This window comes from Kribbella jiaozuonensis, from assembly GCF_005233875.1.
GTDB classification, from domain to species: Bacteria; Actinomycetota; Actinomycetes; order Propionibacteriales; family Kribbellaceae; genus Kribbella; species Kribbella jiaozuonensis.
The window spans coordinates 574,494-590,422 of the sequence record NZ_SZPZ01000004.1; the positions used below are offsets into that span (position 1 = coordinate 574,494).

Annotated in this window: 13 protein-coding genes; 7 read left to right on the forward strand and 6 right to left on the reverse strand. The window is 68.2% G+C overall.

The genetic code is table 11. The annotated features are described in order from the left end of the window. Positions 1–21: 21 nt before the first annotated feature. On the reverse strand, positions 22–2,175 hold the full coding sequence (locus FDA38_RS28845) for a discoidin domain-containing protein (protein WP_137257270.1): 2,154 nt from the start codon (positions 2,173–2,175) through the stop codon (positions 22–24). A gap of 237 nt (positions 2,176–2,412) precedes the next feature. Here FDA38_RS28845 and FDA38_RS28850 point away from each other — a divergent pair, with 237 nt between their 5' ends. The 5 genes from FDA38_RS28850 (at position 2,413) to crcB (ending at position 7,357) form a co-directional block, all read left to right on the forward strand. Next, positions 2,413–3,345 (forward strand): DUF1996 domain-containing protein, encoded by a 933-nt coding sequence (locus FDA38_RS28850; protein ID WP_137257271.1) that lies wholly within the window; start codon positions 2,413–2,415, stop codon positions 3,343–3,345. A gap of 65 nt (positions 3,346–3,410) precedes the next feature. Then, positions 3,411–4,013, forward strand: coding sequence for a DUF305 domain-containing protein (locus FDA38_RS28855; protein WP_137257272.1), 603 nt, complete (start codon positions 3,411–3,413; stop codon positions 4,011–4,013). A 36-nt stretch (positions 4,014–4,049) separates the two neighbouring features. Then, complete coding sequence (locus tag FDA38_RS28860) at positions 4,050–6,386, forward strand: GH92 family glycosyl hydrolase (RefSeq protein WP_137257273.1); 2,337 nt, start codon at positions 4,050–4,052, stop codon at positions 6,384–6,386. A 135-nt stretch (positions 6,387–6,521) separates the two neighbouring features. Beyond that, entirely contained in the window at positions 6,522–6,989 is a 468-nt protein-coding gene (locus FDA38_RS28865; protein ID WP_202877881.1) for a fluoride efflux transporter FluC, read from the forward strand. Beyond that, the gene (crcB, locus tag FDA38_RS28870; RefSeq protein ID WP_233714978.1) at positions 6,986–7,357 is read left to right on the forward strand and encodes a fluoride efflux transporter CrcB; all 372 of its coding nucleotides are present in this window, start codon (positions 6,986–6,988) and stop codon (positions 7,355–7,357) included. The genes FDA38_RS28865 and crcB overlap by 4 nt, the downstream gene beginning before the upstream one ends. On the opposite strand, the gene FDA38_RS28875 is transcribed toward crcB, so the two are convergent. Then, on the reverse strand, positions 7,354–7,920 hold the full coding sequence (locus FDA38_RS28875) for a putative glycolipid-binding domain-containing protein (RefSeq protein ID WP_137257274.1): 567 nt from the start codon (positions 7,918–7,920) through the stop codon (positions 7,354–7,356). The two genes, crcB and FDA38_RS28875, sit on opposite strands and share 4 nt — an antisense overlap. A 17-nt stretch (positions 7,921–7,937) precedes the next feature. Between FDA38_RS28875 and FDA38_RS28880 the strand changes: the two genes are divergently transcribed. Together FDA38_RS28880 and FDA38_RS28885 are read left to right on the forward strand one after the other, a co-directional pair. Further along, positions 7,938–9,260, forward strand: coding sequence for an ADP-ribosylglycohydrolase family protein (locus FDA38_RS28880; protein WP_202877882.1), 1,323 nt, complete (start codon positions 7,938–7,940; stop codon positions 9,258–9,260). Positions 9,261–9,339: 79 nt separating this feature from the next. Next, on the forward strand, positions 9,340–10,539 hold the full coding sequence (locus FDA38_RS28885) for an MFS transporter (protein ID WP_137257275.1): 1,200 nt from the start codon (positions 9,340–9,342) through the stop codon (positions 10,537–10,539). Here the strand turns inward: FDA38_RS28885 and hpnH are convergent. Genes hpnH through FDA38_RS28905 form a run of 4 tightly spaced genes read right to left on the reverse strand, consistent with a single transcriptional unit; the run spans position 10,532 to position 15,919 of the window. Further along, positions 10,532–11,533 (reverse strand): adenosyl-hopene transferase HpnH, encoded by a 1,002-nt coding sequence (hpnH, locus tag FDA38_RS28890; RefSeq protein WP_137257276.1) that lies wholly within the window; start codon positions 11,531–11,533, stop codon positions 10,532–10,534. The genes FDA38_RS28885 and hpnH overlap by 8 nt on opposite strands. Further along, complete coding sequence (ispH, locus tag FDA38_RS28895) at positions 11,530–12,990, reverse strand: 4-hydroxy-3-methylbut-2-enyl diphosphate reductase (RefSeq protein ID WP_137257277.1); 1,461 nt, start codon at positions 12,988–12,990, stop codon at positions 11,530–11,532. The genes hpnH and ispH overlap by 4 nt, the downstream gene beginning before the upstream one ends. Beyond that, the gene (shc, locus tag FDA38_RS28900) at positions 12,987–14,900 is read right to left on the reverse strand and encodes a squalene--hopene cyclase (RefSeq protein ID WP_202877883.1); all 1,914 of its coding nucleotides are present in this window, start codon (positions 14,898–14,900) and stop codon (positions 12,987–12,989) included. Before shc ends, ispH begins: the two co-directional genes overlap by 4 nt. Further along, positions 14,897–15,919 carry a polyprenyl synthetase family protein gene (locus tag FDA38_RS28905; protein ID WP_137257278.1) on the reverse strand — a complete coding sequence of 341 codons (1,023 nt, stop codon included), beginning with the start codon at positions 15,917–15,919 and terminating at the stop codon, positions 14,897–14,899. Before FDA38_RS28905 ends, shc begins: the two co-directional genes overlap by 4 nt. Between the last annotated feature and the right edge of the window lie 10 nt (positions 15,920–15,929).

Consider the following 15,929-nt stretch of genomic DNA (forward strand, 5'->3'; position numbering starts at 1 on the left):
GATCGTATCTCTCGGCAACTCTCACTGTTTGTACACGCCGAACTCGTACAGCGAATAGCCGAACCCGGTCCCGCGTTGCGTGCCGGTCAACCGGACATACCGCCCGGAACCCGCCACCCCGAGGTCGTCGACATCGCCGTTGCCGTCAGCGGTGCTGTAGAGCTGCCGCCAGGTGTTCCCGTCGTCCGACACCTCGATCCGGTAGGCCCGCGCGTACGCCGACTCCCAGACCAGCTGGATGCGGTCGAACGATGTCACCTGTCCGAGATCCACCTGCACCCACTGCGGATCCGACCAGTCGCTGGCCCAGCGCGTCGTCACGTTCCCATCGGTCACGTTCGACGGCGGGTACGGGGCTCCGTCGCCGACCTGCTGGTACGACGAGGCGGTCACCGGCTTGCCGCGGGCCACATTGGTGCCGCTGACCGGAGGTGCGACCACGCGGAACGACCTGGTCTCGATCCCCACGTTGCCATGACCGTCACGGACGTAGTCGTACAGCTTCCACACCCCGAGCCGCTGCGGCACGGTCACCGTGAACGGCCCGTTCCCGCTCGACGGCGTCGTCACCAGCGCCCCACTTCCGTCGATGTACTTCCCACCGGCCTTGAACTCGTGCGTGAGCGCGTCGCCGTCCGGATCGCTGACCGCAACGTTGACCGTGATCGTCCCGCCGGCCGGCACGTCGGTCGTCCGGCTCAGGGTCATGGCGCTGATCAGCGGAGCGGTGTTCCCGCCGGACGGTCCGCCGTACGCCTGTCGCACGGCGTACCAGGCCGGGCTCTTCTCGTTGCCGGGCGTGAGGTTGAACCAGACCGCGCCGAAGTCGTTCTCGCTGCCGTAGTGGAACAGCGTCGCGCCCAGCGCCACGCCGGTGTGCCCGATGATGCAGTTCCAGGCTTGGGTGTAACCGTCCCGCTTCTGCAGGTCGGTCGGCTGGTTCGGTACGCCGTTCGCGTCGTTCGGCACCTCCCACTCGCCGGCCGGTCCGCTCTCGGTGAGGATGTAGGGCTTGGTGTAACCGCCGCTGATCCAGTCCTGCTTCACCTGACAGACGTGCCCGTACGAGTTCACCGCGAGCAGGTCGAGGTCCGGTGCGTACTGCTTGAAGTACGGCCACGCTCCGGTCCACGCGTCCGTCGATGTGACCGGATGGTTCGGGTCGATCGCGTGGATCGCCTTGGCGCCCTCATTGACGAACGTCGCGTAAGCGATCCGCTGCTGCTCGAGCTCGGCACCGGAGTAGCAGTTCTGCAGCCCGAGCACGGACTCGTTGCCGACGTCCCACAACAGCACGCCCTGGTTGTCCTTGTACTCCGTCGTCCAGCGCCGGATCTCGCCGAGCATCGTGGTCTTGTAGTTCGTGTCGGTGACGTAGTTGACGCAACCGCCGCTGCCGGGTCCACCACCAGGTTGGAGCCAGTAGCCGGCGACGACCCGCATGCCGTTCGCGGCCGCCGCGTCGAAGAGAGGCTTGGAGCTCGCGTCGGTTCCCCAGGTACGAACGGTGTTGACGCCGATCGACTTCAACTCGGGCAGCCGTTGCGCGGCTTCTGTTGCCGGTGGCCCCCAAGTCAGACCCTTGACCACCCAGGGCGCGTTGTTGACCAGCAGCTGCCAGTTCCCTTGACTGCCGGCGACGCGAACGGTGCCGGAGCCCTGCGGCGGTCCGCCGGTGCCGGGCGTGCCGTAGACCTGGAACTCCCACAGCGAGTAGCCGTACCCGCCGACGCGCTGGGTGCCGTAGAAGCGGACGTACCGTCCGGAACCGCTCACCGGCAGCGTCTCGGTGCCGCCGTGCCCGGTGGTGGTGCTGTACACCTGGGTCCACTGCGTGCCGTCGGCCGACACCTCGATCCGGTAGCCGGTCGCGTATGCCGCTTCCCACTGCAGCACGACCTGGTCGATAGCGGCCGTCGCACCGAGGTCCACCTGCAACCACTGCGGATCGGCGAACGTGCTCGACCACCGCGTGCCGGGATCACCGTCCACGGCGGCTGTGGCCGGCGTACCTGCGCCTTCACTGGACGAAGCTGTCACCGGTTTGCCCTGCGAGAGCAGGCTTCCGGCCTGGGCCCGTTGCTGGGCAGTCTCGTGCGCGGCCGCGGGCTGGACGAGACTGCCCAGCAACAACAGGCCGACCGCACTCACAGCCGTGAATGAGAAGAGTTTCATCGGGGCGGAACTCCTTCGGGAGAGATGAGAGAGCGCTCTCTCGCGGCACCGATGTTCCTGACCCGCACCCGGCTTGTCAATGCCTCGTCACGCTCCGCCGGTTCCGGAACCGGCGGAGGGTTGACACCGTCGGACGGCCGGAACAAGGTGTTTCAGAGAGCGCTCTCCCGCGATTCGTCCACCCGCGGGCTGCCCGATCCACCGCCCCGCGGAATCCCCCCGACCCGGAGGAGTTCCGTGTTCCCGAGAAAGAAGAGAATCCTGTACGCCGGTGGCACCGCCGCCGGCGTCGTCGCCGCCCTGCTGACCGCCCTCACCGGGTCCGCCGCGCAGGCCGACGACCTGGTCACGCACCACGAGTTCCAGGTCAACTGCACCGTCCATCACCGCGCTCCCGACGACCCGATCGTGTTCCCGAACCTGCCGGGCGCCTCCCACGAACACAGCTTCGTCGGTAACACGACGACGAACGCCGCCACGACGCTGGACAGCCTGAACGGCGCGGGCGCCTACTCGACGACCTGCCTGAATCCCGATGATCTGTCCGCCTACTGGTGGCCGACGATGTTCCGCGGCGACCAGCCGGTCGTCCAGACCTGGGCGCAGGTCATCTACTACAAGTCCGGAATCCTCAACTACCAAGAAGTTCAGCCGTTCCCGCCGGGGCTCCGGTTCGTGGTCGGCAGCCCGACGGCTACGCAGGACGCATTCCGGACCGCACCGGGTGCCGTCGAGGGCTGGGAGTGCGGGGACAGCTTCCACAACTGGGACTTCCCGGCCAGCTGTCCGGCCGGAACCCAGCTCAACATCCGTTACCAGGCACCGAGTTGCTGGAACGGCCGCGACCTCGACTCCGCCGACCACAAGAGCCACATGGCGTACCCGGTCAACGGCGTCTGCCCCGCCTCGCACCCGAACCCGGTGCCGATGCTGGAGTTCAAGATCGCGTTCCCCGCCGACGGCGACCTGACCGGCATCCGGCTCGCCAGCGGTCGCGGGTACTCCTGGCACTACGACTTCTTCAACGCCTGGGATCCGCCCACACTCGCAGCTCTGGTGAGCCACTGCATCAACGGTGGTCTGCAGTGCAATTCCAAGGGTTTCGATCTCTACAAGCCCGACCGCGGCCAGGCCCTGGGCGACAACTACCGCCTCCCCGGCCGCCCCTGAAACCTCCTGCGGTGCCGGGCGTGGGCAGACCCCGGCACCGCAGGCCAATCCCTGGGGACACCTCCATGCCGATCCGCCGCACCCTCCTGCATCTGACCGGCGCCCTCACCGCGTGCGTCGCCGCCGGGGCCCTGACCGCCTGCAGTCCATCCACCGAGCCCGCCTCCAGCCGGCCGGCCCCTGCACCCGCGATCCAGTCCACGTTCAACCCCACCGACGCCGCCTGGCTCGAGCTGATGATCCCGATGGATGAACAGTTCCTCCACCTCCTCGACCTCGTGCCGTCCCATTCGACGAACCCCGCAGTACGACGACTTGCCGCCGGGTTGACGCCCGCCCATCGGACCGAGCTCGCAGCGCTCACCGCGCTCCGCACCCAGGCCGGTCTGCCGACCGCGAACCCGCACGAGGGCCACGACATGCCCGGCATGATGACCGCCGACGAAGTCGTTGCCCTCAGCAATCTCACCGGCGCCGCCTTCGACCGAACCCTCACCACGGAGATCCAGGACCACCTCACCCAGTCCGCCCTGATCACCCGCAGCGTCAAGGCCGCCGGCCACGCCCCCGCCGTCAAGACCCTCGCCACCCGGATCGAGAAGGACCGAACCGCACAACTCGTGTTCGTCCGTACAACAGCCATTGGCAACCAAACGCCCCTACCGTGACACCCGTTCCGTCTCCGCCCCACGGAAGGCTGTCGCATGCGCTTGGTCGCAGTTGGTCTCACGGTTGCGCTGCTGGTTCCCGCCGTACCGGCACAGGCCTCGTTCGATCCGGCGTCGTACGTCGATCCGATGATCGGCTCCGCGCGGGACGGTACGACGTGGCCGGGCGCGGTGCGGCCGTTCGGGATGATCTCGTGGAGCCCGACGAGCACCCGTGGCGACCAGACCAGCACCGGGGCGGCGAACGGATACCAGTACGACGCGACGCGGGTCCGCGGGTTCAGCCTCACGCACCTCAGCGGCGCCGGCTGCAACCCGGGCGCGGCGGGCGACGTACCGATCATGCCGTACGTCGGCGCGGTCGACTCCTCGCCGACGGCCGACACCACGGACGCGAAGTACGCGACGAACTTCAAGCACGAGAACGAGACCGCACGCCCCGGCCGCTACACCGTCACGCTCGACTCCGGCGTCAAGACCGACCTGGCCGTGACGACCCGGGCCGGCGTCGGCGAGTTCACGTTCCCGAGCGACCAGGCCGCCAACCTGCTCTTCCGTACGTCGAACTCCTTGAACGGCAGCGAGGACGCCGAGGTCACCATCGACCCGGACCACCGCAAGGTGACCGGATCGGTGCTGACCGGCGCGTTCTGCGGTCGCCGGGCGAACGGCGGCGTGAACAACCGCAAGACCTACTACCGGTTGTACTTCACCGCATCGTTCGACCAGCCGATCGTTGCCAACGGCACCTGGAAGGACAGCACCCTGGAGCCGGGCAGCACGCACACCACTGGCGGCGAGGGCTACGCCACCGGCGCGGACCGGGCCGGTCGCGGATCCGGCGGGTACGTGACGTTCGCGCCGGGCGCCGCGGTCCGAATGCGGCTCGGCATCTCGTACGTCAGCCTCGCGGGCGCCGAGCAGAACCTGCGCGCCGAACTCAGGCCGAACGTACCCGTCGGCAAGGTCGCCGCCGACGGGTACGCCGACTGGCAGCGCGAGCTCAACGCGATCCGCGTGACCGGCGGGACCGATGCGCAGCGGACCACGTTCTACACCGCGCTGTACCACACGCTGCTGCAGCCGAACGTGTTCAACGACGTGGACGGGCGATATCTGGGCTCCGACCAGAAGATCCATCGCCTCGCGCCGGGCCAGAAGGCGCAGTACGGGACATTCTCGGGCTGGGATCAGTACCGCGCGCACATCCAGCTGCTCGCGCTGCTCAAACCCGATGTCGCAGGTGACTTCGCTCAGTCCATGTACCAGTTCGCCCAGCAGAACAAAGGGATCTGGGATCGCTGGCTGCACAACAACGGTGCCACTCATGTGATGACCGGTGATCCGGCCGCGCCGACGTTGGCGACGTTCGCTGCGATGGGGGTGCGGAACTTCGATACCCGTGGCGCGTTCGACTCGCTCGTGCGCCAGGCCCGGGTTCAGAACGCCGACGCCGAGAACGATGGTGGTTGCCCAGGGCAATGCACCGGGCAACGGCCGGCGCTGGACACGTACCTCGCGAAGCACTACGCGCCGCAGGACGCCTGCCACTGCTGGGGCGGCGCCGCGGAGACGCTGGAGAACTCGCTCGCAGACTTCTCGCTGGCACAGTGGGGCGAGCGGCTCGGGGCTGACGTCGCCGATCTCGAGGACCGCGGCAACTGGTGGAAGAACACGTTCGACCCGGCGGTCGGGTACCAGCGGGCGCGGAAGGCGGACGGGAGCTGGCAGGACGGGTTCAGTCCGTCGACGGACGTCGGGTTCGCGCAGGGCACGACGTCGACGTACACCTGGATGGTCCCGCAAGATGTGTCCGGGCTGGCGGCTCTGATGGGCGGGAACGCCGTCCAGCGGCTCGACACGTTCTTCCACGACGCCGACGGCAACTGGGCCGTGAAAGGCGGGAGCCCGGTGAGGTACGACCCGACCAACGAGCCGGGGCTGCACGCGCCGTGGTTGTACAACGGTCTCGGTGCGCCGTGGAAGACGCAGGAGACCACCCGGGAGATCGTCGACACCGTGTACGGGACCGGGCCATCGGGGCTTCCGGGGAACGACGATCTGGGCACGCTGTCGGCTTGGTACATCTTCGCGGCGATCGGGCTGTTCCCGCAGACGCAGGGGCGGGCCGAGCTGCTGGTGGGCAGTCCGCTGTTTCCGAAGGTCGAGGTACGGCGGAGCAACGGCGTACGGCTGACGGTCGAGGCACCGGCGACGTCAGATGCGAACCAATACGTGCAGGCGCTCAAGCTGAACGGCCACGCGCGGGCCGAGTCGTGGTTGCCGGAGTCGTTCGTCAACTACGGCGGCCGCATCTCGGTGGCGATGGGCGCCGCGCCGTCCACCTGGGGAACACCTCCGATCGACCACTGAGCGGACCCGTTATGCTGGTCGGAGTTTGACCGGTGGTGGGGCTCGCCGGACCGAACCGTCGCTTCGGCGGCCAACAGTCCCTACCTAGGAACCTCTCGGCGTGCGCCGGGGGGTCAGTCCAGGTAGGAGGCCTCTGTGCAGCACCACCCCCTCAACCCGTTGCCCAAGGGGCCGGTCGACTCTGACGTCGACCTGCGGATCGACGGTCGGCAGCGACGTACGCACGACTCGGTCCTGCTGACCGTCATCGCGGTCGGCGGGGCGATCGGCGCGACCGGTCGGTATCTTGTCGGGCTCGCGTGGCCGGGACCGTTGAGCACGCTGCTGATCAACATCGTCGGTTGCGGACTGATCGGGATCCTCATGGTGCTGGTGACCGACGTACTGACCCAGCAACGACTCGTGCGCCCGTTTCTCGGCACCGGTGTGCTCGGCGGGTTCACCACGTTCTCGACGTACGCGCTCGATATCCAGCAACTCGTGACCCGCGGGCACGCGGGCCAGGCGCTCCTCTACCTCGCCGCGACCATCGTCGGCGCGCTGCTCGCAGTCCGTACGACGGTGACCGCGACCCGCGCGCTGATCAGCTGGAGGTCGCGATGATCCGGCTGCTGCTGGTGATCGCCGGCGGGATGATCGGAGCGCCATTGCGGTACGTCGCCGACCGTGCCGTGCAGCGCCGGCACGACTCGCTGTTCCCGTGGGGGACGTTCAGCGTCAACGCGATCGGGTCGCTCGTCCTCGGATTCCTCGCGGGCGCGTCGGCGGGTCTGCCGCATGACGTCCAGCTGTTCGCGGGCACCGGGTTCTGCGGGGTGCTGACGACGTACTCGACCTTCTCCTACGAGACGATCCGGCTGTTCGAGGACCGGGCGCGGTTCCTTGCCGTCGCCAACGTTGCCGCCAGCATCGTCGCCGGACTCGGCAGCGTGTTCCTCGGCGCCGCGATCAGCCAGGCGATCTGGGGTTAGCGGTCGCGCACGGCGATGCCCGGGTAGTCGAGGACCAGTCCTGAAGCGTCGTAGACCAGCTCGCACACGAAGTCGAACGTCGAGGACTCGTAGTGGAAGACGTGCCGGTCCTCGTCGGAGCGCAGCAGTGTGTAGCGCTGCTCGAGCCGGATCACGCTCAGGTCGTCGGCCTGGACGAACGCCGCCGGGACCTCGAACGTCTCGCCGAGGACGAACGGCTGCCGATGGATCGGCAGCGTGTTCGTGACCGCCGACGACTCGAAGTCCACGTCGTCGCATCCGTCGAGGTCGGGCCGAGCCACCCCGCCCACGATCCACCCGCTCGTACTCCGTTCGAGCACGACCTCGCGCTCACCCGTCGCCGTCGAATTCGTCGCGCGCACGGTTCGCGTCTGCCACTCGTCGTCGACGTCGATCTCGTACCCGACGTACCAGGTCGACTCCCCCTCGCGCGCCGACGTCCGGCCGCGCAGCCGGTGACCGTCCACGAAGAGCACCTCGAACCCGACCCGTACGTCGACATGCGTCCACGACGCGGCCCGGGGCATCGATTTCAGCTGCATGCTGAGACCCTAGCCACATGGACCTTGGGCCTGGGTACTCGAGTGGACACTACGACGCGATGCAGCCGACCGATCTGCTGTACGCCGAGGTGCGGCAGCGGCGGGAGACGGGGTACGACGTCGACGAGTTGGTGAGCGAAGCCAACCGGACCGACCCGGCGGACCGGGTCGCGGTGCTCGACCTGCTCGACCGGATGTCGCTCGCGGCCAGGTTGCCCGGCTGGAAGTACGTCGAGCCGGACGAGCTCGAGGACATCTCGGAAACGCTCGGCTCGATCCCTGAGGCATCGAAGGTGGACGACCTTGCCGACAAGATCCACGCCGCCTGGCTCGGGCGGATCGCCGGCTGCAACGTGGGCAAGCCGGTCGAGTCGGGTGACTACTGGACGTCGGCCCGGATCCGCGACTACCTGACGCTCGCCGACGCGTATCCGCTGCGGGACTACGTGCCGGTGCTCGATCCGATGCCGGACGGGTTCGAGCTGACGTCGTGCTGGCCGGAGACCACGCGCGGGAACGTCAAGGGTTCGGCGCGGGACGACGACATCGACTACCCGATCCTGGCGCTGCATCTGCTCGAGACGCACGGCAGTCAGCTGCGGGCCGAGGACGTCGGCGCGGCGTGGCTCCGGCTGTTCCCGGTCGGGCAGGTGTTCACGGCGGAGCGGGCGGCGTACGTGAATCTTGTCGACGGGTTCACGGGTCCTGAGGTGGCGCGGCGTCGTAATCCGTACCGGGAGTGGATCGGCGCGCAGATCCGTGGGGATGTCTTCGGGTACGTGCACGCCGGCGATCCTTGGACGGCCGCGCAGCTCTCGTACCAGGACGCTGCGTTGTCGCATGTCGGGAACGGGATCTACGGCGAGATGTGGGCCGCGGCGCTGGTGGCCGCGGCGTTCACGGCGGCTTCACCGCGTGAGGCGGTCGAGCGGGCGTTGGGCGTCGTACCTCCGCAGTCGCGCTTGGCCGAGGCGATCCGGGACGTGCTGGCATTTGAGGGGTCGTGGGAGGACGCGCTCCGGATGATCCAGGAGCGGTACGGCCACTACTCGTGGATCCACACGATCAACAACGCGGCGATCGTCGCGGCCGCGCTGCTCTGGTCGGAGGGCGACTACCTGACCGGTGTCGGGCGGGTGGTGATGAGCGGCTGGGACACCGACTCGAACGGCGCGACCGTCGGCTCGGTCCTCGGCATCCTCACCGGCACCCGAGACCTGCCCGAGCACCTGATCGCACCGCTCGAGAACCGGACCCGTTCGGCGTTGTTCGGCTTCGACAACTCGGTGATCTCCGACCTCGCCGACCGGACCGCGCGGCTTGCCGTGAACGGCCTGTAGTTCGAGGGCTGACACAGTTACGCAAGATCGCTGGATAACGCCTATCGTTCGTGGCAGACGCTTTCCGTTGGAGGGGTGGATGCTGGACCGGTCGGAGTCGGCCCTGGGCACTGTGCTTCGGTCGCGGTTCTACCGTTCGGCATTCCTCTCGCTGCTGATTGCCGGCGTCGGCCTGTCGGCGGCCACTCCGCAGCTGACGCTCTTCCTGGTCCGCGACCTAGGTACGCCGTTGCCCATCGCCGGGCTGTACTACGTGACGAACGTGGCCTCCCCGATCGCCGGGTTCATCGTCGGCCGCTGGTCGGACCGCAGCCACGACCGGCTCCTGTGGTTCCGGATCTGCTCGGTGGTCGGAGCGCTCGGCTGGCTGCTGATGGCGTCGGCGAACGCGGTCTGGATGCCGTTCGTCATCAGTACGTTGGCCTTGAGCGTCGCGGGCGGGTCGATGGCGCAGCTGTTCGCCGCCTGCCGTGACGAGCTCAGCCGCCATCCGACCCGCGCTGAGAACCGGGTGATCGCGACGATCCGGATGGCCTTCACGACGGGCTGGATCCTCGGGCCGGTGTTCGGCAGCTGGTTCGGCGGGGTGTTCGGGTTGCGGGCCTTGCTGGTCGCGACGGCGGCCTGCGTGTTCGGCGCGATCATCCCGCTCGGCCGTCAGCGGGTCGAGCGGTACGACGACCCGGCGAGAGTCGCGTCCGTGGAGCGCCGGCGGATCGAGCACATGATGCCGTTGCTGGTGTTCACCGCGGTGTGCGTACTGGCGATGACCGGCGACACCATCAAGTTCGGCTACCTCCCGATCTACATGGCCGAGCAGCTCCACGTCTCCGACTCCGTGCGCGGCCTGGTGATCGGCATCCAGCCGCTGCTCGAACTGCTCCTGCTCCCGGTCGTCGCGCGCCTGGCCGACCGCTACGGCCCGATGCGAGCAATGACGGTCGGCGCCGTACTCGGGCTGGCCGGCAACCTCGCCTACGCGCTCAGTACGTCGGTCGCCGGCCTGTTCCTCGGTCAGGTGCTGAACGCGGGTCTCTGGGCCTGCGTCGGCGCGCTGGGCGTCTCCATCGCCCAGCACCTGTACCCGGAAGGCGCCGGCACTGCGTCCGGCGTCTTCCTCGGCGCGATCCCGCTCGGCTCGGCGATCGGCGGCACGATCGGCGGGATCGGCGTGGCGGCGATCGGTCTCCCGCACGTCTTCTTCATCCCCGCCACGCTCACCGCCTTCGCGATCGCCGCCTTCACCGTCCTGAGCGTCCGCGAGGCCCGCGCTAGCTGACGGCCGCCCGGATCGACTCGCGGAGTGAGCCGAGCGTCGCTACGACCGCGGTCGGTTCGTAGCCGCAGTGGGCCATGCAGTTCGCGCAGCGCGGGTCCTTGCCGCGGCCGTAGCTGTCCCAGTCGGTGTCGTCGATCAGCTCCTGGTACGTCCCGACGTACCCGTCGTCCATCAGGTAGCACGGGCGCTGCCAGCCCTTCAGTGAGTACAGCGGGATCGCCCACGCCGTACAGCTGAAGTCGACCTTGCCTTCGAGGAAGTCCAGGAACAGCGGCGAGTGGTTCAGCCGCCACTTCTTCCGCCGGCCGTCGCCGAACGCCTTGCGGAACAGCTGCCGGGTCTCCTCCGGGCCGAGCCAGTGCTCCTGGTCCGGCGCCTTCTCGTACGCGAACCCGGGCGAGATCTGCATGTTGTCGACCTTCAGCTCGTCGTTCAGGTAGTCGAGTACGTCGATGACGTCCTGCGGGCTGTCGGTGTCGAAGAACGTGGTGTTGGTCATCACCCGGAAGCCGGCCGCCTGCGCCTGCCTGATCGCGTCGACGGCCTGGTCGAACACGCCGTCCTTGCAGACCGACTGGTCGTGCCGCTCACGCAACCCGTCGATGTGCACCATCCACGCGAAGTTCTTGTGCGGCTTGAACTTGTGCAGGTGCTTCGGCATCAGTACGGCGTTCGTACACAGGAACACGATCTTGCCGCGGGCAAGCAACTGCCGGACGATCTCGTCGATCTCCTTGTGCATCAGGGGTTCGCCGCCCGCGATCGAGACCATCGGCGCACCGCATTCCTCGACCGCGGCGACCGCCTGCTCGACCGACATGCGCTTCTTCAGCCAGTCGTGGGTCTGCTGGATCTTGCCGCAACCGGCGCATTTCAGGTTGCAGGCGTACAGCGGTTCGAGCTCGAGCAGGATCGGGAACTTCTCCCGGCGCCGGACCTTCTGCTTCATCAGGTATCCGCCCAAGCGGATGGACTGCCGTAGCGGCATGCTCATGGCTGACTCACTTCTTTCGGTAGCGCGAAGCGGACGTCCTCGGTCAGCGTCCCGTTCTCGGTGACGGACACCGGGCCCAGCCCGGACAAGCAGCGGATCAGGTGGTCGACCAGCTCCGGCGGGGCCGACGCGCCCGCGGTGATGCCGATCCGCTCGGCACCGGCGATCAGGTCCAGCTCCAGTTCGCTCGCGTCGTCGACGAGTACTGCGCGGGTGCCGGCGGCCTCGGCGACTTCGGCGAGGCGTTTCGAGTTGGAGGAGTTCTGGGATCCGAGCACGATGACCAGGTCGGACTGCGCGGCGATCTGGCGGACGCCGGCCTGGCGGTTGCTGGTCGCGTAGCAGATGTCGTCTCTCTTGGGTCCGGTCAGGGTGGGGAAGCGTCGTCGCAGTACTGCGGCTGTCTCGGCAGCTTCTTCGACGGCGAGCGTGGTCTGCATGGCGTAGCCGACCCTGGCCGGGTCGGGGAGTTGGACGGTGTCGGCTTCGGCGGGGTTCGCGACGACGATGACGTGGTCCGGGGCTTCACCGACCGTGCCGATCACTTCTTCGTGGTCGGGGTGGCCGATGAGTACGACGGTGGTGTCGCGGGCGGCGTACCGGCGTACCTCGTGGTGGACTTTGGCGACGAGGGGGCAGGTGGCGTCGATGACTCTCAGGTGCCGCTCGTCGGCCTGGCGACGTACTGCTGGGGCGACGCCGTGCGCCGCGAGCACGACGAGGCTGCCTTCGGGGACGGCATCCAGCTCTTCGACGAAGACCGCACCTCTGCCTTCCAGCTCACTGACGACATGCCGGTTGTGAACGATCTGCCGCCGCACATAAACCGGCGCCCCGAACCGCTCCAGCGCCCGCTCCACGGTCTCGATCGCCCGCTCAACCCCCGCACAGAACGACCGCGGCGTCGCCAGCAGCAACCGACGCTCCCCAACAGCCCGCGCCCAAGCATCAATAGCCGGCGCAGTACGCCGCAACTGCGCAAGCCCCCGCGCACCCCGCACCGGCATCCCAACCCGCCGAAGCGGCTCCCCCGGCGTATCAACCACCACCCGCACAACCACGGTCTGCCCGTCATCCCCCACCAACAACCCAGACTCGGTATCAACCCCAATAGCCCCCGTAGCCGCCAACTCAGCTCGCTCACCAGCTGAGTCGACCACGTGGTCAGCCGTAACAACCGGCCCGACGTGAACGGTCAGCCCCAGCCGCCGCAACTCCCCCGCTACCAGGTCGGCTGCAAAACTCTGCACAACCTTTCCGGCGTGGCGGATCTCGCTTGCGACGATTACGTCGCCGGGGGCGATGCCGTCGACCAAGGCGCCGGCTACTCCGGCTACGAGCGTGGGGCCGTGGGTGGGTTTGCCGCGGGAGCGGCCGGTGCGGATGACGGGGGTGGTGAGTTTGTCGCGGAGGGCCAGCCACTCGGCGTACAAGGGGGTGTAGACGACCGGGCTCATCGGTTTCTCCCGAGGTAGCGGCCTAAGGCCCAGATCGGGAAGACCAAGCGGTACAGGTGGTAGCCGATGTAGAAGTCGCCCGGGAAGCCCGTGCCGGTGTAGCGGTGTTCGTCCCAGCCGCCGTCGGCGCGTTGCGTGTCGACCAGGTAGCCGACCCCGCGTCGTACGGCGTCACCCCGTTCACCAGCAGCCAGTAGCGTCAACAGCCCCCACGCGGTCTGCGAAGGTGTCGAGTCACCCCGCCCGATCCACAACGGATCGACGTACGAGCGCAGGTCCTCACCCCACCCGCCGTCCGCGTTCTGATGCTCCTCGACCCACCGCACCGCCCGCCGGATCACCGGATCGTTCCCCGACATCCCCACAGCAATCAACGCAGGTACGACGGCACCGGTACCGTAAACGTGGTTCGTCCCCCACCGCCCGAACCACGACCCGTCCTTCTCCTGGGAATCCAGCAACCACCGCACCCCGCGCTGACACTCAGCAGAATCGGTCCGCCCCTCGGCTGCCAGCATCTCGACCACATGCGCGGTCACATCGGCCGACGGCGGATCGATCACCGCGCCGAAATCGCAGAACGGCAACTTCAACGGCGTCGTGTCGGTGTTGTCCGCATCGAACGCACCCCACCCGCCGTCCGCGGACTGCATCCCGGTCGTCCACTCGACCGCATCGTCCAACGCCTTCCGCAACCGACCCGGCTCCGGATGCTCCACCCGCCGCAACGCCAGCACGATCTCCGCCGTGTCGTCGGTATCCGGATAACCGTCGTTCGCGAACTCGAACGCCCACCCACCCGACACCAACCCGGGGCGCCGCACCTGCCAGTCCCCGGGCGCATCGATCTGCTCCGCGAGCAACCAATCAGTTGCCTTGAGCACCGTCTTGTCATCCGGCTCGACCCCGGCGTCCAGCATCGCCCCGACCGCCAGCCCCGTGTCCCACACCGGCGACTGGCAAGCCTCCAACCACCGCGCCGGCCCCTCAGCGGTCTCCGTGTGCACCGTGAACCCTTCGAGCCCGCGCAACCCCGCCGCCATCACCGGATGGTCGATCGCGTACCCCATCAGATCCAGCGCGATCAGCGAGTACACCCACGGCGGCTGGATCCCACCCCAACCGCCATCGGCCTCCTGCCGAGCCACGATCCACTCGACCGCCCGGCGCATCGCCAACCGCCGCAAACCCTTCGACGGCCCACGCGGCCCCCATCGCGAGTACGCATTCAGTACGACGTCCAGCCGCTGGAACGCCCCTTCGAGTGTCCACGGCGCCGCCTGCGCAGCATCCGCCCTACCAGCCCGCAGCCCTTCGACAGTGAAGGCCACCGGCCGCACCGGACGATGCGCACTCACGATCGTCAGCGGCACGATCGTCTGCCGCGCCCAGCACGCCCAGTTGTAGATGTTCAACGGCACCCGACTCGGCAGGAAGATCAATTCCGGCGGCAGATCAGGACAGTCGTCCCACGACCACAATCCGAACAGCGCCAGCCAGATGTGCGTGAACACCCGAGCCTTCTCGACCCCGCCGTTAGAACGGATGAACGACGCAGCCCGGGCCATGTGCGGCGCACCCGGATCATCACCCGCCATCCGCAACGCGACCCACGACTCCACCGTCGTCGACAGCTCACCCGGCCCGCCCGGGAACGTCGCCCACGTACCGTCCTCACGCTGCTGCGACCGGATCCACCGCGCCGTCTCCGCATCCGTCTGCGCAGTCGCCACGCCGAGGAAGTGCCGCAGCATCAGGTCCTCGGCGTCCATCGTCACGTTGGTTGCCAGGTCGCCCTTCCACCAGCCGTCGTCATGCTGCAACGAACGGAGGTACGACACCGCCGCATCCAAACACTCCTCGACGCGTACGTCGGCCCGTTCGGCGTCGGTCACCTGTTCCGCCGTCACAGCTGCCGCTCCGCGATGAACTGGGCCAACTGATCGAGCTGATCCCGATTGGCCGGCGCGATGCCCGCGGCGTCGAGCGCCTTCCCGGCCTTACGCACCCGCTCATCGGCTTCGGCCAACGCCCATTCCCGCCCGCCGGCGTCCTCCACGAGTGCGGCGGCCCGTCGTACGTCGTCCTCGCTCGGTGCAGCCGTCTCCGTGAACCACGCGGCCAACTCGCGCCCGTGCGCACCGCCGTACTCGAGGGACCACACGACAGGCAGCGTCTTCTTGTGCGCGCGCAGATCGGAGAACACGGGCTTGCCGGTCTTCTCCGGTGCACCCCAGATGCCGAGCAGATCGTCGACGATCTGGAACGCCAGCCCGAGCTCCCAGCCGTACGTGCGGAACGCCTCGCACGTCGCCGCGTCGGCGCCGGCCAGGATCGCCCCGAGCTCGGCCGATGCCCCGAGCAACGAACTGGTCTTGCCGGCCGCCATGTCCACGCACTCCGGCAGGCTGACCGAGTCGCGTCGCTCGAACGCCACGTCGAGGACCTGCCCGCGGATCAGCTCGCGAGTGGCGACGGCGAGTGCGTGACCGGCGCGAACGGCGTACGGCGAGTTGCACTCGGCAAGTACTTCGTCCGCGAGACACGCAAGCGCATCCCCGACCAGGACCGCGGTCGCGTCGCCCCAGATCGCCCAGACGGTACGCCGGTGACGGCGTTGCGTATCGCGGTCCATCAGGTCGTCGTGGATGAGCGAGAAGTTGTGGATCAGCTCCACCGCAACACCGCCGGGAACCGCCGGTTCGGGTGATCCGCAGACCGCCTCGGCGACGAGCAGGGTCAGCCCTGGCCGGATCGCCTTGCCGGAGTTGGCGCCGGTCGGTCGTCCGTGTTCGTCACACCAACCGAAGTGGTACGTCGCGACCAGCCGGGTGTGCTCGTCGAGTCGATCCAACGCGTGCCGCAGCTGCGGGTCGACCAGCTCACGCCCACGAGCCAGCAGATCCAGCACATTAGTTGCTGAAGGCATCCTCTCTACA

Excerpts from the sequence above, each read along its gene's own strand:
- FDA38_RS28855 (WP_137257272.1), top strand. The coding sequence starts at position 3,411 with ATGCCGATCCGCCGCACCCTCCTGCATCTGACCGGCGCCCTCACCGCG.
- FDA38_RS28905 (WP_137257278.1), bottom strand. The coding sequence starts at position 15,919 with ATGCCTTCAGCAACTAATGTGCTGGATCTGCTGGCTCGTGGGCGTGAG.
- FDA38_RS28860 (WP_137257273.1), top strand. The coding sequence starts at position 4,050 with ATGCGCTTGGTCGCAGTTGGTCTCACGGTTGCGCTGCTGGTTCCCGCC.
- FDA38_RS28875 (WP_137257274.1), bottom strand. The coding sequence starts at position 7,920 with ATGCAGCTGAAATCGATGCCCCGGGCCGCGTCGTGGACGCATGTCGAC.
- FDA38_RS28885 (WP_137257275.1), top strand. The coding sequence starts at position 9,340 with ATGCTGGACCGGTCGGAGTCGGCCCTGGGCACTGTGCTTCGGTCGCGG.
- crcB (WP_233714978.1), top strand. The coding sequence starts at position 6,986 with ATGATCCGGCTGCTGCTGGTGATCGCCGGCGGGATGATCGGAGCGCCA.
- ispH (WP_137257277.1), bottom strand. The coding sequence starts at position 12,990 with ATGAGCCCGGTCGTCTACACCCCCTTGTACGCCGAGTGGCTGGCCCTC.
- FDA38_RS28845 (WP_137257270.1), bottom strand. The coding sequence starts at position 2,175 with ATGAAACTCTTCTCATTCACGGCTGTGAGTGCGGTCGGCCTGTTGTTG.
- hpnH (WP_137257276.1), bottom strand. The coding sequence starts at position 11,533 with ATGAGCATGCCGCTACGGCAGTCCATCCGCTTGGGCGGATACCTGATG.
- FDA38_RS28880 (WP_202877882.1), top strand. The coding sequence starts at position 7,938 with ATGGACCTTGGGCCTGGGTACTCGAGTGGACACTACGACGCGATGCAG.